Raw genomic sequence first — 21,195 nt, 5'->3', positions numbered from 1 at the left:
ACATGACTGTATTTGCCGTGGGTATCGAACTGGACGGCGAGGGCACTCACCCCGCTGCCTGGCGCCGAAGCTCACACCGCCCGGACCAGCTGCTCACAGGCAAAGCCGTGCGCGATCGCGTCGCGGCTGCCGAGAATGCCGGCTTCACGTTCGCGACGTTCGACGATTCCATCCTCCCCCCGAGTGGTGACGTCGTCGGCCGCATCGATGCCGTCTCGAGGGCGTCGTACGTGGCGGCGACAACCAGCACGATCGGGCTGGTCCCCGTCGTCGGGACCACGTACGCCGAACCGTTTCATACGTCCTCGCAATTGGCGACGTTGGACTACTCCTCGCGTGGGCGTGGCGGCTGGCTTGCTGTTCCGGTCGAAGACGATGCCGCGGCGAGGGCGTGGGGGAGGGCTCCGGTAACAACGGAGTCGGCGCGTCAGCAAGAGCAGCGGGATTCGGTCACCGTTGTGACCGATCTCTGGGACTCGTGGGAGGACGACGCCGTCGTTCGTGACTATCTCAGTGGGCGTTTCCTCGAACGTGATCGTCTGCATTACGTCAATTTCGAGGGCGACACGTTCTCGGTGAAGGGGCCGGCAATCGTTCCGCGGCCGCCTCAAGGCCAGTTGGTGGTGTTCGGCCGCTACGGCGAAATCGATCCACGCCAGCCGGATGTTGTTCTCGTTTCCGGTGATTCGGTGGAGACCATTGCACAGTCGGCTGCCAAGGCGCGCGATGAGGGCGCGTCATTGGTGTTCGCCGAGGTCGATGTGGCATTCGATACGCCGAATCTGTCTGCGGCGCAGCGGAGGACCGAGCTGAACTCGTACGGGAATGCCGTCGTCACCGGCCGACTGCTCCTGGCTGCAGATCCGGGGGAAGCGGCCGTGGTTCTGAAGGAATTGGCCGGACACCTCGACGGTGTTCATTTTCACCCTCTCGTGATCGACGAGGACCTTCCGGTGCTGGCCAAATTCGTGCTTCCGGCGCTGTCCAAGGCCGGGTTGACGCGACGCCCGGTTCCGGGATCGACTCTGAGGGGCAACCTCGGCCTGCAGCGGCCCGCAAATCGATTCGTCCACTCCTCCTGACTTGACTTCGCGCTAAGGACATTTCGGCTATGACTGCATCACGCTCCGCCGTACCTCGACCCGACGCTCACGTTCACTTCGGCGTCTTCTTCCAGGGGGTCAACCACACCACCATCTGGTCCGATTCCTCGAGCGGATCCCAGATCGACTTCGAGACGTTTCGGCGCTTGGTACTCACCGCCGAGCGAGGTCTGTTCGACGCCTTCTTCCTCGGTGAGGGCCTTCGCCTTCGCGAGCAGAACGGCAAGATTCTCGATCTGGATATCGCCGGCCGCCCCGACGCCATTGCGCAGTTGGCCGCCCTCGCCGGTATCACCGACAAGATCGGGCTGGTCGCGACACAGAACACCACGTACAACGAACCGGCCGACCTCGCCCGTCGACTCTCCGGCCTCGATCTACTTTCCGACGGACGGGCCGGCTGGAACGCGGTCACCACCGACAACGCTTGGACGGGAGAGAATTTCCGTCGCGGTGGTTTCCTCGACCACGCCCTGCGTTACGAGCGTGCCGGGCAGTTCATCGAAACTGCACGGGCACTGTGGGATTCGTGGGCCGACGACGCGATCTCGGACTCTCGCACGTCCGAGAACTGGTCGACTCCGGGAGCCGTGAGCGACGTACGCCGCCAGACTTCGCAGTTCGACATCTCCGTGACGCCGACGCTTCCCCGCAGCAGACAGGGACATCCGGTCATCTTTCAAGCGGGCGATTCGCCGACTGGACGCGATTTCGCGGCGACGCACGCCGACGTCATCTTCTCGCGACACGGGACGCATTTCGACGGCGCACTCGACTTCGCCGACGACATTCGGGCTCGGTTGCGTAGCGTCGGGCGACCGGAGGACGACGTCAAGATCTTGCCCAGCACGCAGATCGTGTTGGCGGAGAACGAGTCCGAAGTCGAGGAGAAGGCACGGTGGGTCCTCGAAGGCCAGTTCACCGGTCAGACTGCCCTCTCTCTCGTCGGACTGGTGTGGGGTAAGGACCTTTCCGATCGAGACCCCGACGGTCCACTCCCCGAGGAAGATCCGGTTGCCCGCCCGGTTTCGGAGACGCGCGGTTCCGCGCGGGACGGCAACGACCCCATTGCGATCGCACGTGAATGGCGTGCTCTTGCCGAGGCAAAGAATCTGTCCCTACGTCAGGTCGCTATCGAGACCTCGCAGCGTTCGGGTTTTGCGGGCACTCCGGGGCAGGTCGCAGATCAGTTGGTCCATTGGGTGCGCAACGGAGCTTCGGACGGCTTCAACATCTCGCCGTACCTGGTGCCGACCGGGCTCGACGAGATCGTCGACTGGTTGATCCCGGAACTGCAGGAGCGTGGGGCGTACCGCACCGAGTACTCCACGTCGACGCTGCGAGAGCACTTGGGGTTGCGACCGCCGCTCACGCGTCGGGCCACGTCTGAAGCTGCGGGGTAACGGGTCCTGTCCCACACGGTCACAGCGGCGGCCGAATCCACCAAGCTCGATTCGGCCGTCCGCTGGGAGATCATCGTCTGCGTAGCCGCGGGCTTCACCACTCTTCTCGATTCGGCGGTGCTCGGAATCGGGGTTCCGTCGATCCGGGCGTCGCTGGGCGCGTCGACCTCGGAGGTGCAGTGGATCCTTGCGAGCTATTCGCTGACTTTCGGCTTGGCCCTGGTGCCGGCGGGCCGACTCGGTGACGTCGTCGGGCGTCGACGCTTGTTCTTGGCGGGCCTGAGCATTTTCGCGGTGATGGGAATCCTCGGAGCGTGTGCGTCGGATCCGTCGATGATCGTGTTGGCCCGGCTGGGGCAAGGGATCGGCGCAGGCACCATCAGTTCGCAGGTGCTCGGCATCATCACCGACCGGGTGTCCGGAAAGGCTCGGGCGAAGGCGTTGGGCGCGTACAGCACCGCGGGTGGTCTGGCCGGCGTTTCCGGACCGATCCTCGGTGGCGTTCTGCTGAAGTATTCCGACGCCGACTTCGGATGGCGGTTGCTTCTCGTTCTCAACGTGCCGTTTGCTCTGATCACACTGATTCTGGCGTTTCGCTTTCTGCGCCGTGATCGAACTACCCGATCGGGCGCATCGATCGATCCGGTTGGGCTGTGTCTGCTGGCGACTACGACCGGGCTCCTGTTGTGGCCCATCGTGACCCGGACCAGTGTCACTGTGGCTGCGGCTTTCCTGATCGGTGCGTTCGGCGCTGCCGTTGCCTTCTGGTTCTGGGAACGTCGGTACGCCGCACGCGGTGGGACGCCGGTACTGCTTCCGTCATTGATCGCCTCTCGGGGATTTCGGCTCGGTACAACGGTTGCACTCTTCTGGTTCGGATCCATCCTCGCCGTCAACGCGGTGCTCAGCCTCTATCTGATCGAAGGTTTGGGCTTCGTCCCGCTGAGTGCGGCGTTGATCATGACCGGTAGCTCACTCGCGATGGCCCTGACTTCGGCTTTCGGATGGCGGCTGGTTGCCAGGTTCGGCCGAAGTGCAGTGGTTTTTGCCATAGTCGGCGAGATCCTTGTCATCCTCGGGTACATCGCAGCGGTCAATCTGATTCCGCGGGAACATCTGATCCCGGTGCTGGTAGTCCTGGCGGTGTTGTCGGGAGTTGCCAGCGGCTTGGTCGACGCGCCCAATCGGGTGCTGACTCTCGAATATGCACCGGCGGGTGCGAACGGAGTTGCGGCGGGTTTCCTTCAGCTGTCGCAGCGACTGTCCGCGACCATCTCGCTGGCCGCGGTATCGGGGTTGTATCTCGGTGTGCTCGGATGCTCGCCCGACGGATATGGACGTGCGTTCGGGATCGCGCTTGCCGTCTGCGTGGTCATGTTGACGCTCTCGTTGGCGGGGGCGGTGGCAGACCGACGCCGGCGAAGGACGTGACCTGGTATTTCGTGGGTCTACATGGACCTCGGGAGGCCGAGCCCGTGTGACTCATGGGACTTGTGTTACCCATGGGTTAGGAGTCGTGGGACGATACTTGTGTGGTGACCGGTCGCAGTGAAGACAAGCCCAACGGTCGCGGGAGTGGAGAGCCAGTTAACTCACCCCGTGGAGCGTCGGACAAACGTGACCGCACATCGACACCCTTCCGCGCTCGAACGGCGATGTGGACGAATCGGCCACTGTTCGATTTCCATATGATCGTCGGTCTGGTCGTGCTGATCGTCGCGTTCGGACTGCTGATGGTGCTGTCGTCTTCGGGCGTCGAATCCTATGTTCTGTCCGGGACGTCCTATGCCAGATTCTGGCCCCAGTGCATGTTCGCGGCGATCGGCTTGGTGATGTTCGTGGCAGTCGTGCGGTTGCCGACCGAAACGATGCGTAGAGCGTCCCCGTGGCTGCTGATCCTGTGTCTTGTTCTGCTTGTCCTGGTGCTGATTCCAGGTATCGGCTCGGAACAAATGGGTGCTCGCAGCTGGTTTGTGATCGCGGGCATTTCCTTCCAGCCGTCGGAGCTGGCCAAACTTGCTCTGGCGATCTGGTCCGCAGCGACGGTTGCGTCGTTCATGAAGGCGCGGATGGACGTCAACCGCGCGCTGCCGGTGATCGGCGGTACGACGTTGCTGGTTCTGGTTCTGGTGGTGTTGGAGAAGGACCTCGGAACCACCATCACCATCGGCATCATCTTCATGTCGGTGCTGTGGTTCGGGCTGTTTCGGATGAAGACATTCATCAGCCTCACACTCGGTTCCGCAGTCGCATTTCTCGTGCTCGGGCTTACGGCTGGTTACCGCTCGGATCGCATCAAGGCTTTCCTCAATCCTGATCTCGACCCGCAGGGTTTGAACTTCCAGAGCACTCAGGCCAAGTACGCACTGGCGAACGGAGGCATCTTCGGTCGCGGTCTAGGACAGTCCGACGCCAAATGGAGCTATCTCCCGCAGGCGCACAACGACTTCATTTTTGCCGTGATCGGTGAAGAGTTGGGTCTGGTCGGCGCGCTGATCGTCGTCGCTCTCTTTGCCGCGGTTCTGATCGTCGGGCTGCGGATCGCGAAACGGTCCACTGATCCGTTCCTCAAAGTCATGACAGCGACGGCAACGACGTTGATCGTCGTGCAGGCGTTCATCAACATCGCCTACGTCGTCGGCCTGATTCCGGTGACCGGTCTGCAACTACCGCTCATCTCGGCGGGCGGAACGTCGATGATCACGACCTTGCTAATGTTCGGGCTCATCGCGCACGCAGCCTTCCGTGAGCCCGAGGCTGTCGCCTCTGCCGAGAGCAGCGGTCGCGGTTGGATACCGCTGGTCTTCGGCAAGCCTCGGTTCGGCATTGCCAAGAAGCCACAGACCGATCGACGGAGGCCGCCCGCTCGCCGCGCCCAGCCTGCTCCAACTGGGCAACGCAGACCGGAACGACGCGCGCCGCAACCCGACAGGCGCCGGGCTCCAGCTCCGGGCCGACGCGCACCCTCTCGCGACTGGTCGGAAGATCCACGTAGACGCGGCCGATCCGATCGGCCGCGGCGCGCTTCCTGATCTGGGCCAGTTCCACTGGCGGGCAGTTCGGAAGCGGGCAGTCATGCACCCGACAATTGCGTTGGGCGGCTACATTGGGAGTCGGCAAAACGACGTCTAATAAGGGTTGTGGACATGGCAGGTGGCGACAAGGCAGACCAGTCGGTGGTCGAACGTAGCTCGGTGACCGGACGTCGTACGACGCCGTCGCAGCGAGCGCGTTTTCGCCGGATTGTCGACGCCGCAATGGAATCCGCCTCCGAAGGCGGCTACGACGCGGTGCAGATGCGATCGGTGGCCGATCGCGCCGGCGTCGCGATCGGCACTGTTTACCGGTATTTCCCGTCCAAGAACCACATGCTCGTCGTCGCATTGTTGTGGATGTTCGAGGGTTTGCGTGACAGATTCCAGGACTTTGTAATCCCGGGCGAGACTCCGTCGGACCGGATTCTGTTTGTGCTGCGCAAGAATACGGAAGTCCTCGAGACCGATCACCTCCGTTACGAAGCGTTGGTTCGGGCGTACATGTTCGCGGACGCGTCGGCGACTCCGGAACTCAACGCGCTCGGTGGGGTCGTGACCGAGATGTTCGCGAAGGCGATCGGTGTCGAGGAAGTCTCGCAGCAGCAGTTGGACGCGGTGAAGGTGATCGACGACGTCTGGATGTCGAGTCTCGTCTCGTGGGTTGCGGGCCGGATGACGACGGACGAGGTGATGGCGCACCTGGAACTTGCCGTGCGACTGGTCTTTCGCAAGTTGGGCGGATAGCGCTCAGACGGTGTAGCCACCGTCGACGTTGAGCTTCTGGCCGCTGATGAATCCGGCCGCGTCGCTTGCGAGGAAACATACTGCTTCGGCGATGTCGGCAGCTGATCCGAAGCGCTTCAACGGGATTCGGCTCATCGTCACGTCGAGCGCGTCCTGGTCGAGTTCGGCGGAGCTGATCAGGCGCTCCGCCATTCCGTCCGTCAACATGCCTGGTCCTACAGCGTTGAACCGGACGCCGTAGCGTCCCTCCTCTGCGGCGAATCCGCGAACAAGTTGTTCGACAGCCCCTTTGGTGCCAGCGGAGAGTCCGTCGCGCACGGGAAAGCGATCCGTTGCCGCGGTTGTCACCGCCACCACCGAACCCGAGGATGCACGCAGCGCAGGCAGGGCGGTGTGGACGAGGGTGAAGAACGCCGCGGCCTCCTGGTTCAGTTGTTCGGTGAAGAACGCCGGCGTCACACGTGAGAGGTGCGTCATCGGGACGTGCGGTCCCGCAGCGTGGACCAGCGTCGTCAATGTGCCCAGATCATCGACCGCATCGTTGACGGCGGCGCTGATCGACAACTCGTCGGTCAAGTCGAGAGAGTACGAGTGGGCGCGCACGCCATGCGCTCGAATCTGCTCGCTCAGTTGCTCGGCAGCGCCCTTGTTGTTTCGGTAGGTGAAGGCGACGTCGTGTCCGCGTTCGGCAAGGGTCAGGGCGATCGCCGACCCGATTCCACCGGTTCCGCCGCTGACAAAAGCGGTGCGTACTGCGCTCACAATGCCTCCAGATGTCTGCCGATTCCAAACCTAACAAATGCTTGGTTGGGGTGCCAATCGGAATATATCAGTGCGCGAAGGACAGGCTCAGATTGCTATCGCAACCGGACTGATCGTCCTAATCTGTTGCCATGTCCGGAGACAGTGTGCAGTTGACCGACGGGGCGCCCGGTGGGGAATCGGAACCTCACGCACCGAGTTTGAACAATCGCCTGAACTGGCTGCGTGCAGGTGTTCTGGGTGCAAACGACGGAATCGTCTCGACCGCAGGCCTCGTGGTCGGTGTTGCGGCAGCCACAACCGAGCGCTCAGCAATCTTCACAGCCGGTTTTGCTGGACTGGTTGCCGGCGCTGTGTCCATGGCGTTGGGCGAGTACGTCTCGGTCAGCGCTCAGCGGGATACCGAACGCGCACTCCTGCAGAAGGAGAAGAAGGAACTCCTCGAGACCCCGGAGGCTGAACTTCAGGAACTGACCGAGATCTACGAGAACAAGGGATTGAGTCCGGAGACGGCCCGCCGCGTCGCCGAAGAATTAACCGAGCACGACGCCTTCGCGGCGCACGTAGAAGTCGAATTGGGTATCGATCCAGACGATCTCACCAATCCGTGGCATGCAGCGATTTCGTCGGCAATCTCGTTCACGATCGGCGCGGCGATCCCGTTGGTCGCAATTCTGGTGCCGCCGACAGGCATCCGCGTCCCCATCGCATTTTTCGCGGTGCTGATCGCACTTGCGCTGACCGGGACGATCAGCGCGACGCTCGGCGGAGCTCGCAAGACCAGAGCGGTGCTACGCGTGGTGATCGGCGGCGCGCTGGCCATGGCCGTGACGTACGGAGTAGGTCAGCTGGTGGGCACGGGTCTCGCCTGACCCCTGCTGTGCGCCTTTATTAACCGCGGGGGGTTAATAAAGGCGCACAGCAATTCAGGCGCGACAGATCATGACCGGCCCTGGCGCATGGTGCAGCAGATTCTGGCTGGTGGAGCCCATCACGGCGCCGGCCATCGCACTGCGTCCGTGACTTCCGACAACTATCAACTGTGCGTCGTCGGCGTATTTGAGCATGACGGGAGCAGCGGCACCGGGTTCACTGATGCGGGTGACCGGCACGTCCGGGTACTGGTCGGCCATACCGGCTAGATTTTCCGCCAGTAGCGCCGATTCCTCCTGCTCGACAGCCTCCCAGTCGATCAGGATTCCCGCTCCGCCTTCGCGGAAGGTGGACGAACCCTGCCAGGTGTGGACCGCGATGAGCGGCGCGTCGAACTGATCGGCATAACGAAACGCGTACTCGACGGCCTTCTTGCTCAACGCGCTTCCGTCCACTCCGACGATGACGGGACGCTGATCCGGACCGGGATTCTCCGCCGAACCACGCCACACGGTGACCGGACAGGTTGCATGATTGGCCACCTTCAGTGCGGTCGATCCGAGCAGCCGTGAGCGCAGTGCACCCGATCCGGTCGACCCCATCACGATCAGGCGTGCGGTACCCGAGGATTCGAGGATATGCGTCGACGCCGGCCCTGGCGCGATCTCGGATTCGATGGTCAGTCCGGGGAATTCGGCCGAAATCACCGTGGCGGCGGCATCGACGATCGCCTCGCCGTCTTCGCGGATCTGGCTGAGGAACTGTGACTGCAACATCACCGCAGCGGGACTGTAGATCGGGCCCTCTTGCGGCAGGGCGTGCGCCAGAATCAGTCGTGAGTTCACCGCGTTCGCGACGGAGGCCGCCCACCGGGCCGCCGCCGTCGAGGCCTCGGATCCGTCGATACCGGCGACGACATCCTGGTGTCCTGCAAGTGTGTTCATGTCTACTCCCTCTGAAATGATCGAGATCGGTCGACTGGTTACAGCGACGTCACCAGAGTGACGATGCTGACTTCACGGCTTCCTTCCACGTCTTGCGTAGCAGGGTCGATTGCCCGTCGGCTATTTCCAGTTCTCGTCGGTAGGCCATGCCCAATCCGAAACTGGTGAGCGAGGTATGCTCCTGCTCGGCTGCCATTGCAAGTAGATGATGTTGGGCGACAACGGAATCCTGGTGCTCGCCGAGAACATCCTGGAAGTGGCTGAAATGCTTCAGTGCACGCTTCGCTCGGCTCTTCGACACGGGTTCCATGACCTCGATCGCGTACTTCATCCGCTTGGCTCCCTTGCGGGCGCGGTGCATTCGCTCGTCACGCTCGGTGCGGCTATCGGCATCGAAGACGTGATCGACCCGCTTACCGACCTTGTGTGCCAGGTGCCGCAGGGTATGGGCCAACTCTCGTGCCGATGCCTTCTTTCCGACGCGGTGGGTGGCGGTGTCGAATTCGAGGTCGCCGACGTACTCGTCGAGGCGATCGAGCAGCGTGGTGTATCGCTCGGAATCGAGCGCCTCGAGGGCTGTTTCCTGGGCGGTTTCACCACGTGCAGAGAAGAACTCGTCGATTCGAGCTCGCACAGCTTCTCGCTCGGGCATCTCGTCGATTTCGCCGAGGCGTTCCACAAGACGCTCCCACTGGACCTCGACGTCGCGGGCGTCACCGAACTTTCCACCGATCCACCGCAGATCCGTGATGAGATCGTCGGTCTTGGGGGAGTGGCCGGCGTACGACTGCAGAGCGCTGCGGATGCGACGTGCCGCAACCCGGAAGTCGTGAACGGCTTCGTCGTCGGCCCGACGCGTGCCGAGATCCGCGGCGACCAGTGCGCGCAATTGTTCGATGAGGTAATTACGCAACAGAATCCGCGGATTCGACGCCTTGCCCGAGGTGACCTCGTGACCGGCGTACGGTGTGACCGACGTGCCCAGTGCTCGTTTGAGTTTGGACGGACTCGCAGAGCGCTCCAGCCCGGCACCCAGTAGAACCGACTCGATTGCATCGGCCAGCTCTTGCCCGCCTGCGCCTTGTTCGACCTCGACTTCCTGCCACGTCGACTCTCCGGAACCGTCTGCCTTGCAGGCGATGACGGTGTCGGAGACCACTTCGGCAAGCAGCACACCGTTTTCGCCATTGAGCCTGGTGCGCTCCCGATCGGTGATGATCAGGGCGACCGGCACCAGATCGTGACCGCGAATGATCGCCCGGATCAGACTCGACAGCGGCGAGGGCACATCGGTGCTCTCGTCCGGGGGAAGTTGGATTTCGGTTCGAGCGTCCTGGCCTGCGGGAAGTTTCATGTGCCACCCCGCGTCGTCGCCACCCTCACGCTTGCGCAGCGTGATCTTCTCGGCCAGCAACCGGTAGTCCGCGGTGTCGAAGTAGGTGGCAGAGAGCTGTATCGAGTCGTGGACCGGTTCGCCGACAACACCGGGAAGTCCGCCCAAGGCGGGAACTTCCTGCTCGGCCGGCGCCTCGTACTTGCGCTCGATCTCCCGTACGGCTTCGGGTACGACGGCGGTCTTGCTCATCTGGTCTCCTCTTGCGGTGCGGTCTGCGCTTCCATCCTCCCGGTATCGGAGGCGCAGTGGAAGGGTCCGGGGTCCCTACGGCGAGTCGCCACGGCCTGATTCGTCCGGCCAGGACAGGGTCCGCCGACTTTCGAACCGTTGCAGCCGGCCGGTCTTCGGATCCTCGAACTCGAGAACCTTCGACAGCAGGCGCAGCGGGTTCGAATAATCTTCTGCGGCAACGTCGTAGAAGTCGGGATAGAAGTTGTCGCCGTGGATCGGGAGCCCGAGCGAGTTCATGTGCAGCCGAAGTTGATGGGTCTTGCCGGTATGGGGAGTCAACCGGTACCGCGCGAAGCCGTCTCGCGTTTCGATCAGTTCGATCCGCGACTCGCTGTTGGGCTCGCCCTCGATCTCCGCGGCCTTGAGCACGCCGCGTTCTTTCACGATGCGACTACGCACGACCACGGGGGTGCTCACCTGAGCGTCGTGACGCGCGATGGCCTCGTACTCCTTGGCGACGCGGCGCTCGGCGAACATGGTCTGGTAGTCGCGCCGGGCCGCCTGATGCACGGTGAACAGCAGCAGTCCCGCCGTGACGCGGTCGAGGCGATGAGCTGGACTCAGCTCCGGTAGTTCGAGGTCCCGACGCAAGCGGACCAACGCCGATTCGGCGATGTATCGCCCGCGCGGGGTGCTCGCCAGGAAATGCGGTTTGTCCACGACCAAGATGTTCTCGTCCCGATAGAGGATGTCGATCTCGAACGGCACCCGCGTTTCGACGGGAGGGTCGCGGTACAGGTAGACGAACCGCCGGGGAGCAAAAGCGCTCGTCTCGGTGATTCCGACACCCTTCTCGTCGACGACCTCCCCGGCTGCGACCTTCTCCCGCAATCGGACGGCGTCCTGGGGGAACCGTTCGAGCAGGTAGTCGAGCGTCGTCGTCCACATGCCGTCGTCTGGCTGACGGATGCGACTCGGGTTCAGGCCGTCGCGGACGGGAAGCGGTGATCGTGACACATCTTCAAAGCTAGCCGTCCGGTCGGCATTCAGACCTATTGACGACATATGGGACGGAAGTTACTATCCGGTAAGTTCGTGACACCGGTCACTGTCGTGGGGGCAGGGCTGGGTCATCACAACAGAAAATTGGGGTTTTCGTGAGGACACGACTTCTACGTCGAAGGTCGACAACGATTGCGGTGGGGCTGTGCGTCGTGGGATTGGCGGTGCCGAGCGCCGTCGCTTCTGCGGATCCGACGGGAGGGTCGGACGGGCAGGCCTGGCTCGCGGCAACGGAGGCGACGCCGCAGTATCCGGGGGTCTCCATCGAGTGGGACGTGCCCATCACGATGAGTGACGGCACAGTTCTGCAAGCGAATGTGTACCGACCGGCGGATGCATCCGGGCGGGCCGTGGAATCGAAGACGCCATCGGTCCTCAACATCACGCCGTACACGAAACTGCTGGACACACTGGTGGATTCAGCTCTGTCGATCCCGCAGGTCGGTGAGACGCTGATGGACGTTGCGAACTCGCTCGACCTCGCGGCGCCGTTCGACGGCGTGTCGGAGTTGACGGGCGTCATCGCCGGCGGAGGCGCCAGGGTTCTCGGCGTCAACCGTGATCTGGTCCAGAACGGATACACGCAGGTAGTGGTCGATGCACGTGGAACCGGCTTCTCCCAAGGTAATTGGGACGTGCTCGGTAAGCGCGAGCAACAGGATTCGGTCGAGGTCATCGACTGGATGAGCAAGCAAGGATGGTCCGACGGGAAAGTAGGGATGGCGGGCATCTCGTACTCCGCGATCAACTCGGTGCAGGCGGCGAGCAACAATCCACCTGCACTGAAGGCGATCTTCCCGGTCGAACCTGGCAACGATCTGCTGCGCGACATCGTCGGAACCGGTGGCGGCCTCGGAGTCGGGTTCATGCCGTTGTGGTTGACCGCGGTCAACGGGCTCAAACTCATCCCGAACGTTCAGGACATCCTGCAAGGAAACTTCGATCCCCTGTGGTTGGCGAGCCGCCTCGAGGATCCGGGAACGCTGATTCCTGAACTGGTGCAAGCGATGACGGCTCAGAGAATCGAGGACGTGTCGCCGTCGACTCTGCAAGTCGCGCAAGACGGGCAGTTCTATCAGGACCGAGCCGCTGACGTCGGCAACATCGCCGTTCCGACGATGGTCTACGGCGGTTGGCACGACATCTTCGCCAACAGTGAGCCGCGGATCTACAACGGAATCGATCTGCCGCCCGGGCAGAAGCAGTTGATCATGGGGAACGGCTATCACGTCACTCCCGGTGGAGGATTCGGCAAGGACGGTGCGCCGCCGCGCCTCGACGTACTCGAACGTGCGTGGTTCGACAAGTGGCTCAAGGGCATCGACAACGGAATCGATCGTTACGGTCCGGTGACGATGTTCCAGCAAGGCGGCGGATGGATCACGGACGATCAGTTCCCGCGAGCCGGTGCGAGCTACGAACGTATGTATCTGAACTCTGCGCCCAGCGGTACTGCCGCCCACGCAGCGTACGACGGTTCGCTGACGAATGACCCGCCCAGTGCCGCAGCGCGATTGACAGTCGCACCAGGACTGCGAGGCTTCTGCTCCGGTGACGGAACTCAGGGAACTGCCGGGATCTCCGTGGTGCTCGGTGCGACGTGTTCCAAGGATTCCCGATTCCAGGAAGCGGAGGGCCTGACGTTCACCGGTGAGGCAGTGACGGAGCCGACCTCACTCTCGGGCCCGATCAACGTCCACCTCGAGACCGTCCTGGACGCGACGGACGGATTCTGGGCAGCGACGGTCAACGACGTAGCACCGGACGGAACATCGACACCGATCACGAACGGCGCTCTGACTGCGTCGCTGCGGGCAGTCGACGATTCGAAGAGCACTCGCTCGGCCAACGGTGACTACAGTGAACCGCACCACTATCTGACGATCGACACGCGTCAGCCGGTGGTTCCCGGTGAGGTCACCACCGTCGACATCAACATGCTCCCGACGGACGCAGTGCTGCAACCGGGGCACCGGCTCCGCGTCGACGTCTACGCTGCCAGCGTGCCGCGATACATGGCGCTCGGCCCGATGCTCGCCGACAGCCAACTCAAACCGCAGCACATCGAGTTGGCTGCAGACCGGCCGAGCTTCGTCAACGTTCCGTTCGTCGGGGGCCGCTGACTCGGATTGGATCGGCGGCGTGAGAACCTGCGGGCTCGCGGACGTTCTGAGAAGATCGTCCGATGACAGAATCCCGACTCTCCGCCGCCGTCCACGATCGTCTGGACGGACTTCTGGATCCGGTGGACGAGCGGCTCGCGGCGCAGTACCCGGGAAACCGTGACGAGATCCAACCCGTGCACACGATTTACGTCAGTGCCGCGGATGCAACCGTCGACACCCCTCGACTCTGGGGTGAGCAGGCGATCGCGCTTCTCGATTCCCATGCTCATGTGTTCGCCGATCTCGACACGGAGAATGCGCTCGCTGATGTGCGAGTTCAACTCGGCCGCAAGCCGGTCCAAGACTTTCGGATCGATTTCGAGGACGGGTACGGACGCCGCAGCGACGAAGAAGAAGACGATGCAGCGACGTCGGCCGGACAGACGCTTGCCGCGCTCAGCGCTGATCCTGCCGGGCCGAACTGGAGTGGAATCAGGTTCAAGGGGTTGCCGGCCGGTGAGCGTCGGCGCTCGATCAGGACGCTCGAGCTTGTGCTCGACGCGGCCGGCGGAGTGCCGGACGGATTTGTCTTCACCGTTCCCAAACTGCGCGCGGTGGAGCAGGTCACGGCGACGGTGTTGCTCTGCGAAGAGCTGGAGAAGGCGCACGGACTCGAGCTCGGTTCGCTTCGGTTCGAGTTGCAGATCGAGAGCCCGCAGGCGGTCATCGCGGCCGACGGAACGGTGGCAGTTGCTCAGGCGATCCATCGCGGTGCCGGTCGTCTGACCGGTTTGCATTACGGCACTTACGATTACAGTGCAGCTTGCGGAATTGCATCGCGTCATCAGTCGCTCGAACATCCGGTGGCAGACCACGCAAAGGCTGTCATGTTGGCTGCTGCCGCGCAGACCGGTGTCTGGGTGTGCGACGGGTCGACTCAGGTCGCGCCTGTCGGGAGCGCCACGGCGATCCGCGACGCGATCACTCGGCACCATCGCCTCGTCACGCGGTCCCTGGAACGCGGTTACTACCAGGGGTGGGACATGCACCCCGGGCATCTGGTCACCCGCTGGCTCGCCACGTTCGGCTTCTATCGCAACGCGCTCGGCGCCGCTGCCCCGCGCATCCAGTCGTACTTGGGGCGCCAAGGTGGCGACGTGATGGACGAACCTGCAACCGCCCAGGCGCTCGCAGCGGTGGTACTGCGCGGGCTCGACGCGGGGGCTTATCCGGAATCCGAAGTTCTCCGGCTCGCCCCGAGCGCCGACACCAACGCACTCCGTCACCTCGTAGGACGCACCACACCGATCACAGGAGAACACTGACCGATGAGCACCACCGAATTCACCTTGCTGCCCGATCTGGCACTGCGCACCCTCGGCGGAGCCGTCATCTGGGCGAACGACGAGGCGTTTGCCGAGCGTGAGGCCCTGATCCGCCCAGGAAAGGCCGGGTACCAGCCGGCGACGTTCGGTCACAAGGGGCAGGTGTACGACGGTTGGGAGACGCGTCGCCGCCGGGTGGCAGGCCATGACGAGGCGATCGTCCGACTCGGTGTTCCCGGAGTGGTGCGAGGCGTCGTGGTCGACACCGCGTGGTTCAAGGGCAATTACCCGCCCGAGATCTCGGTGGAAGCAATCTCGGTCGACGGGTATCCGGATCCCGCCGACCTGGCCGTATCCGGTGAGTGGACAACCATCGTCGAGCGCTCGACCGTGCATGGTGACTCGGAGAATCCGTTCTCGGTGACGTCGGAGGAGCGGTGGACGCACGTCAAGCTGACCATTTACCCGGACGGCGGCGTGGCGAGATTCCGTGTTCACGGCGAAGCGCGCCCGGACCCGCGTTTCCTCGATGCCGGGCCGTTGGACCTCGCAGCACTCGAAAACGGTGGCCGCGTGACCGATTGCTCCAACATGTTTTACAGCTCACCGCAGAACATCCTGTTTCCCGGACGCGCTGCTTCGATGGGTGACGGGTGGGAGACCGCCAGGCGCCGCGACAACGGAAACGACTGGGTGCAAGTACAACTCGCGGGTGAAGGCGTGCTGAGTTTCGTCGAGATCGACACCTCGTACTTCCTCGGAAACAGTCCAGGTGAGGGCGCTCTGACCGGGCGGACGTCGGAGGGGGAGTGGATCGAACTGTTGCCGCGCACGACGCTGCGTCCGGATACGCGCCATCGCTTTCCGATCGATTCCGAAGTCCAGGTCACCGATGTTCGCCTGGACATCTTCCCGGACGGTGGCCTGGCGCGGCTGAGAGTCTTCGGCGTACTCACCGACGCTGCTCGCGCTGTGATCTCCGGGCGCTGACGGTAAAGTTGTTGGCATGAGCGACTATCCGCGCGACGACTATCCCCGGGACATGGTGGGGTACGGCCCTCATCCGCCGCATCCGCACTGGCCCGGCGACGCGCGGATAGCGGTTCAGTTCGTGCTCAACTACGAAGAGGGAGCCGAGAACAACGTCCTGGACGGGGACGCGGCTTCGGAAACATTTCTGTCGGAAATGACTCCGGCAGAGGCATTTCCGCATCGACACATGAGCATGGAATCGCTGTACGAGTACGGCTCCCGGGCCGGGTTGTGGCGTGTACTGCGAACCTTCGAGCGGCGAAACCTGCCTCTCACAGTCTTTGCGGTGGCGCGGGCGATGCAGCGGAACCCCGAAGCAGTCAGTGCTTTTCAGGAGTTGGGCCACGAGATCGCGTGCCACGGATTACGTTGGAAGTCTTACCAATCCGTGGACATCGAGCGCGAACGCGCAGACATGGCCGAGGCAGTGCAGATTCTGCGAGATCTGACGGGTTCGGCGCCCCTCGGTTGGTACACCGGGCGCGATTCACCGAACACCCGCGAATTGGTGGTCGAGCACGGCGGCTTCGTCTACGACTCCGATTCGTACGCCGACGATCTGCCGTACTGGGTCGACGTTCCGCGTGGCGCAGAATCGGTGAAGCACCTGGTCGTTCCGTACACCCTTGACACTAACGACATGCGTTTCGCCTCTCCCGCAGGATTTCCCAGCGGTGATCAGTTCTTTGCGCACCTACGCGATGCCTTCGACGTGCTGTATGCGGAGGGGACGGCCGGATCGCCCAAGATGCTCTCGATCGGGTTGCACTGCCGCATAGTCGGCCGCCCTGCCCGTGCGGCCGCTCTCGAGCGATTTCTGGACCACGTGCAGTCACACGAGAAGGTCTGGATCGCGCGGCGCATCGACATCGCCGAGCATTGGAAGACCGCGCACCCCGTTTAGGTCACGGTCGGTCGACAAAAGACTTCATTCGAGCAGTCCGGGTACTGGTTCGACTGCCGCGTATTCCGCCATCGAATTCTAGGCCATTGACAACTGGCACGGTTGTGGATGACTCTTTGGAGATGGAGAAACACACAGCAGTCGAAGCGTCTTCAAGGTGAGCCGACCGGTGCCGACCAAGAAACCGACCAAGAACCGCGGATCGAAGTCGTCCCACAATGCCCGCGCAGTGGTGACCGGCGCCGGCAGCGGAATCGGCCGTGCCTTTTCGTTGGAGTTGGCGCGCAGAGGCGGTGAGGTGATCTGCGCGGATATCTCGCTGGAACGGGCCAAGGAAACAGTGGCACTCATCGATGAGATCGGTGGTACCGCGCACGCCGTCAAATGCGATGTGTCAATTCGTGAGCAGGTTCAGGACCTGGCGTTGTTCGCGGAACTCGAACTTGCGGGTCCGCTTTCGTTGGTGATCAACAATGCCGGGGTGGGTATCGGTGGAAAACCGGTGGGCCAGATCGGTTTCGACGATTGGGAGTGGGCACTCGGGATCAATCTGTGGGGTGTCGTGCACGGCTGTGAGATATTCGCTCCACAACTGCGTGCGAGCGGCGCCGGGGGATTCATCAACGTGGCCTCGGCTGCTGGGTTTGCGGCTGCGCCGCTGATGGCGCCCTACAACGTCGGTAAAGCCGCCGTGATGTCGCTCTCGGAGACCTTGTCCGCTGAACTTGCCGGTACGGGAGTGCGGGTGACGGTGCTGTGTCCGACCTTCGTCAAGACAAATGTTGCTCTCGACGGCCGAATCACCGCGGAAGCAACACAATTGGCGCAAGCGTTGATGCGGCGAACCGGCTTTTCGCCGGAGCGCATCGCCGTCACCACTCTCGACGCCTACGACAAGGGTCGACTCTACGTGGTGCCGCAGTTCGATGCGAAGGTGATCTGGCGACTCAAACGGTATCTGCCCGTTGCATACACGTGGGGCTGTGGAGTTCTCAATCGCTTTGCACCGAAACAGAAGTCGGGATCATCTGGAAATTCGGCGGCGCCGGAGACGAACTCGCCGAGCACGAAAGGAGCGTGACATGTCCTTCGATTTCGACGGCATGCTGCACAAGATCAAGGACCGCCAATGGGCTCTGGTGGACATCGACTGGGATGCTCCGGGCGCCGAGACGATCAGTCCAGAGCTTCATGCGAAGCTGAAACCGTTCATGTCGGACCTGATGTGGATCGAGAACGTCGGTGCCCGTGGCTTCGCTGCGATGGCTCTCAAGGCGCCGACTGAAACTCTCCGAGACATCTATCGGCATTTCCACGCCGAGGAACAGAAGCACGCCAACGCCGAACTCGCGCTGATGCGTCGGTGGGGAATGCTCGACGGCGACGAGATGCCCGAGCCCAACATCAACGTCAAGCTCGTCATCGACTGGCTGGACAAGCATTCCGACGGTTTGTCGCTCTCGATTCTCGGGACCGTCATACCGATGCTCGAGGTGGCGCTCGACGGAGCCCTGGTCAAGTTCATCATGGACGAGATCGAGGATCCGGTCTGTCAGGCTGTGTTCAAGAAGATCAATGCAGACGAGTCCAGGCATCTGGCGGTCGATTTTGCGGTGATCGAGATGCTCGGGCACTCGACGACGCGCAAGCTCGTTGTCGAAACCGTCGGCGCCTGGTTGAATCCGGCGTTGATCATCGGGACACTTCGCTACATCCCGCTGCTGAACAAGATGCGCGACAACATCGTCGACATGGGAGTGAACGAGGAACGGCTCTACACCGCGATGAAGCGATTCAGGAACGTAGGCGAACGGAGTCCGGCCGCGCTCCGCGTCCCGATGTATCGGGTGGTGAAGTGGCACGGCAACATGGTCATCAATCGCAACCATCCCTACCATCTGCTTGCCGATCGGATGGTCAAGGTCACTGGCCGACTTTCCGGCAGCAGGCTCAATTCCGAGCCGACCTGGGCCAAGGAACTTACGTACGAGCCACTCGCATGAGTACTGCCGAGCCACTGTCAGTGGCGATCATCGGTGGAGGTTTCGCAGGAATCGGAGCGGCGATTCGGTTGAAGCAGAACGGTATCGAGGACTTCGTCGTTCTCGAACGCGGCACGGAGGTCGGCGGGACGTGGCGCGACAACACGTATCCGGGAGCTGCGTGCGACATTCCGTCCCGTCTGTACTCGTACAGTTTCGCCCCGAACCCGGACTGGTCGCACACCTACTCGGCCAGCGCGGAGATCCTCGGCTACATCCGAACGATGGTGAAAGAGTTCGGCCTCGAGCCGAAGATTCGGTTTCGGTGCAACGTCACGGGCGTCGAGTGGGACGAGCAGACAGGTGTCTGGGCGATCGCGCTCGAGGGCCGTGAAGCGGTCATTGCCCGGACCGTCGTCATGGCGTCCGGTCCGCTGGCGAACGTCAGCTTTCCTGCTGTTCCGGGTTTGGAGAGCTACGAAGGACACAAGATTCACAGTGCTCGCTGGGACCATGACTACGACTTCACCGACAAGCGGGTCGCAGTGATCGGAACCGGGGCCAGTGGCGTCCAGATCGTCCCTGAACTCGTGAAAACTGCACGATCAGTGAAGGTTTTCCAACGAACACCGGGATGGGCATTGCCGCGAGCAAACCTACGCACCCGATCTCGCACGAAGGATCTGTACCGTCGTCATCCGGTCGTCCAGACTCTGGCGCGTCGGGCTTGGTACTGGGGACACGAATCGGTAGCTCTCGGGGTGGTGTGGGAATCCCCGTTGACGAGGGTGGTGGAAACAGTCGGGCGTCTTCATCTGCGCATGCAGGTGAAGGACCCGTGGTTGCGGCGACAACTCACTCCCGACTTTCGGGCAGGGTGCAAGCGGTTGCTGATGACCAGCGAGTATTACCCGGCTCTCCAGCAAGACAATTGCACACTCGTGACCTGGCCGATCGCGAGATTGGCGCCACATGGCATTCGCACGGTCGAAGGGATCGAGCATCAATTCGACTGCATCGTCTTCGCCACCGGCTTCGACGTTTGCAAGACCGGAACACCGGTCCCGATCATCGGCCGGGACGGACGTGTGCTCGCTCAGGAGTGGAAATCCGGGGCGCGTGCGTACAAGAGCATCGCGGTATCCGGTTATCCCAACCTGTATTTCACCTTCGGACCCAACTCGGGTCCGGGGCACAGCTCCGCCCTTGTGTACATGGAAGCGCAACTCGACTATCTCGCCCAAGCGATCAAGATCGTTCTCGAGCGCGACCTCAAGGCACTCGATGTTCGTCAAGATGTCGAAGATGCGTACAACGTCGAGTTGCAGCGTCGGCTGTCGAAGACCACGTGGAACTCGGGATGTTCGAGTTGGTATCTCACCGACGAAGGATTCAATGCCACTATGTTTCCCGGTTTCGCGACCCAGTACGTGAACCAATTGAAATCGGTGGATCTTCGGGACTACACGAGCACGGTGCGCGAGAAAGACACCGCGCAGACCTGATCCCGGGTTCTGATCGGCCTGGTGTTGCCACTAAGTTGGAATCGTGACGACCGACGCGGCAGAGGAGACGAGGCGGTGACCGAGTACCGCATCGACGATCTAGCGCGCGCTGCGGGCACCACCTCGCGGAATGTACGGGCATATCAGGAACGTGGATTGCTTCCTCCGCCGGAGAAGCGTGGGCGGGTAGGCATCTACGGCGACGCGCACCTCGAACGCCTCAAGCTGATCGACACGCTTCTTCAACGAGGTTTCACCACTGCGCATATCGACGACTTCATCACCGGGTGGGAAAGCGGGAAAGACCTGACAGAGGTGCTGGGTCTGCAGCACGCGGTCACCGAACCATGGTCCCGCAGCGACACCGTGAGTATCGAGATGGCCGTCGTACGCGAGTTTCTCGGGGGAGATGCAGATGGTCAACTGGATCGTCTCGTAGATCTCGGACTGGTACAGATCGAAGGAGAGAACTGCGTTTTCACCGATCCTGCTTTGCTCAGCGGATTTTCGAGTCTCCTCGACTACGGTTTCACTCTCGATCAACTGGTCGATGTGCACGAAAAGCTTCACAACGCTGTGGACGGGATCGCCAAAGACCTGATTCAGGCGGCAAAGGATCGCATCGTCGATCAGCACGGGGTCGGTTGGCTCCCGGAGGGCGACGAGGTTGCCGGAACAGCCGAGATGCTCCAGACGATGCGTGAACTCGGTGTGGCGTCGGTACATTCGGCACTGGCCCGGGCACTCGACGCGAACCTTCAGCGTGAACTCGGCGACTATCTTGCCGCTGCGATCGGCTCGCGGAGCGACGCCGACGAGTCCGACTAGCAGCATCGATCACGTTCGGGA

The 21,195-nt window shown here is 62.5% G+C and carries 18 protein-coding genes; 14 read left to right on the top strand and 4 right to left on the bottom strand.

Annotated features, from left to right (window positions below; all coding sequences use genetic code 11):
* The first annotated feature begins 2 nt into the window (after positions 1 to 2).
* From BH682_RS23255 to BH682_RS23235, 5 genes are all read left to right on the top strand, one after another.
* The gene (locus tag BH682_RS23255; RefSeq protein WP_058226171.1) at positions 3 to 1,082 is read left to right on the top strand and encodes an LLM class flavin-dependent oxidoreductase; all 1,080 of its coding nucleotides are present in this window, start codon (positions 3 to 5) and stop codon (positions 1,080 to 1,082) included.
* Positions 1,083 to 1,111: 29 nt separating this feature from the next.
* Positions 1,112 to 2,506, top strand: a complete 1,395-nt coding sequence (locus tag BH682_RS23250; protein ID WP_075834245.1) for an NtaA/DmoA family FMN-dependent monooxygenase — start codon at positions 1,112 to 1,114, stop codon at positions 2,504 to 2,506.
* Positions 2,507 to 2,575: 69 nt separating this feature from the next.
* The gene (locus BH682_RS23245) at positions 2,576 to 3,937 is read left to right on the top strand and encodes an MFS transporter (protein ID WP_190287598.1); all 1,362 of its coding nucleotides are present in this window, start codon (positions 2,576 to 2,578) and stop codon (positions 3,935 to 3,937) included.
* Positions 3,938 to 4,194: 257 nt separating this feature from the next.
* The gene (gene ftsW / locus BH682_RS23240) at positions 4,195 to 5,538 is read left to right on the top strand and encodes a putative lipid II flippase FtsW (RefSeq protein WP_223304427.1); all 1,344 of its coding nucleotides are present in this window, start codon (positions 4,195 to 4,197) and stop codon (positions 5,536 to 5,538) included.
* 114 nt (positions 5,539 to 5,652) lie between these two features.
* A complete protein-coding gene (locus BH682_RS23235) occupies positions 5,653 to 6,285 on the top strand; it encodes a TetR family transcriptional regulator (RefSeq protein WP_007733896.1) in 633 nt (210 codons plus the stop codon).
* A gap of 3 nt (positions 6,286 to 6,288) precedes the next feature.
* On the opposite strand, the gene BH682_RS23230 is transcribed toward BH682_RS23235, so the two are convergent.
* The gene (locus BH682_RS23230; RefSeq protein WP_042922254.1) at positions 6,289 to 7,047 is read right to left on the bottom strand and encodes an SDR family NAD(P)-dependent oxidoreductase; all 759 of its coding nucleotides are present in this window, start codon (positions 7,045 to 7,047) and stop codon (positions 6,289 to 6,291) included.
* 131 nt (positions 7,048 to 7,178) lie between these two features.
* On the opposite strand from BH682_RS23230, the gene BH682_RS23225 reads away from it, so the two are divergent.
* Positions 7,179 to 7,919, top strand: coding sequence for a VIT1/CCC1 transporter family protein (locus BH682_RS23225; RefSeq protein ID WP_007733901.1), 741 nt, complete (start codon positions 7,179 to 7,181; stop codon positions 7,917 to 7,919).
* 54 nt (positions 7,920 to 7,973) lie between these two features.
* On the opposite strand, the gene BH682_RS23220 is transcribed toward BH682_RS23225, so the two are convergent.
* The 3 genes from BH682_RS23220 to BH682_RS23210 form a co-directional block, all read right to left on the bottom strand.
* Entirely contained in the window at positions 7,974 to 8,864 is an 891-nt protein-coding gene (locus tag BH682_RS23220) for a universal stress protein (protein WP_007733903.1), read from the bottom strand.
* Between the two features lie 49 nt (positions 8,865 to 8,913).
* Positions 8,914 to 10,449, bottom strand: a complete 1,536-nt coding sequence (locus BH682_RS23215) for a CYTH and CHAD domain-containing protein (RefSeq protein WP_075834241.1) — start codon at positions 10,447 to 10,449, stop codon at positions 8,914 to 8,916.
* A 75-nt stretch (positions 10,450 to 10,524) separates the two neighbouring features.
* A complete protein-coding gene (locus BH682_RS23210) occupies positions 10,525 to 11,448 on the bottom strand; it encodes a pseudouridine synthase (RefSeq protein WP_082920604.1) in 924 nt (307 codons plus the stop codon).
* A gap of 140 nt (positions 11,449 to 11,588) precedes the next feature.
* Between BH682_RS23210 and BH682_RS23205 the strand changes: the two genes are divergently transcribed.
* From BH682_RS23205 to BH682_RS23170, 8 genes are all read left to right on the top strand, one after another.
* Positions 11,589 to 13,616 (top strand): CocE/NonD family hydrolase, encoded by a 2,028-nt coding sequence (locus tag BH682_RS23205; protein WP_075834239.1) that lies wholly within the window; start codon positions 11,589 to 11,591, stop codon positions 13,614 to 13,616.
* A gap of 62 nt (positions 13,617 to 13,678) precedes the next feature.
* Positions 13,679 to 14,923, top strand: a complete 1,245-nt coding sequence (locus tag BH682_RS23200; RefSeq protein WP_007733914.1) for a DUF6986 family protein — start codon at positions 13,679 to 13,681, stop codon at positions 14,921 to 14,923.
* Positions 14,924 to 14,926: 3 nt separating this feature from the next.
* Positions 14,927 to 15,913 (top strand): allantoicase, encoded by a 987-nt coding sequence (gene alc / locus BH682_RS23195; RefSeq protein ID WP_064073411.1) that lies wholly within the window; start codon positions 14,927 to 14,929, stop codon positions 15,911 to 15,913.
* 16 nt (positions 15,914 to 15,929) lie between these two features.
* Positions 15,930 to 16,859 carry an allantoinase PuuE gene (puuE, locus tag BH682_RS23190; RefSeq protein WP_075834237.1) on the top strand — a complete coding sequence of 310 codons (930 nt, stop codon included), beginning with the start codon at positions 15,930 to 15,932 and terminating at the stop codon, positions 16,857 to 16,859.
* Positions 16,860 to 17,028: 169 nt separating this feature from the next.
* A complete protein-coding gene (locus BH682_RS23185; RefSeq protein WP_075834235.1) occupies positions 17,029 to 17,940 on the top strand; it encodes an SDR family NAD(P)-dependent oxidoreductase in 912 nt (303 codons plus the stop codon).
* A 1-nt stretch (position 17,941) separates the two neighbouring features.
* Positions 17,942 to 18,862: a hypothetical protein gene (locus tag BH682_RS23180; protein WP_030535274.1), complete on the top strand. Its 921-nt coding sequence runs from the start codon at positions 17,942 to 17,944 to the stop codon at positions 18,860 to 18,862.
* Positions 18,859 to 20,346 carry a flavin-containing monooxygenase gene (locus tag BH682_RS23175; protein WP_007733920.1) on the top strand — a complete coding sequence of 496 codons (1,488 nt, stop codon included), beginning with the start codon at positions 18,859 to 18,861 and terminating at the stop codon, positions 20,344 to 20,346. Before BH682_RS23180 ends, BH682_RS23175 begins: the two co-directional genes overlap by 4 nt.
* A 75-nt stretch (positions 20,347 to 20,421) precedes the next feature.
* The gene (locus BH682_RS23170) at positions 20,422 to 21,174 is read left to right on the top strand and encodes a MerR family transcriptional regulator (protein ID WP_030535276.1); all 753 of its coding nucleotides are present in this window, start codon (positions 20,422 to 20,424) and stop codon (positions 21,172 to 21,174) included.
* The last annotated feature ends 21 nt before the right edge of the window (positions 21,175 to 21,195 follow it).

Source organism: Rhodococcus sp. YL-1 (assembly GCF_001942025.1).
Lineage (GTDB): Bacteria > Actinomycetota > Actinomycetes > Mycobacteriales > Mycobacteriaceae > Rhodococcus_F > Rhodococcus_F qingshengii.
Note: the sequence above shows the minus strand (reverse complement) of the source record. Positions and strands in the feature narration are given on the sequence as shown.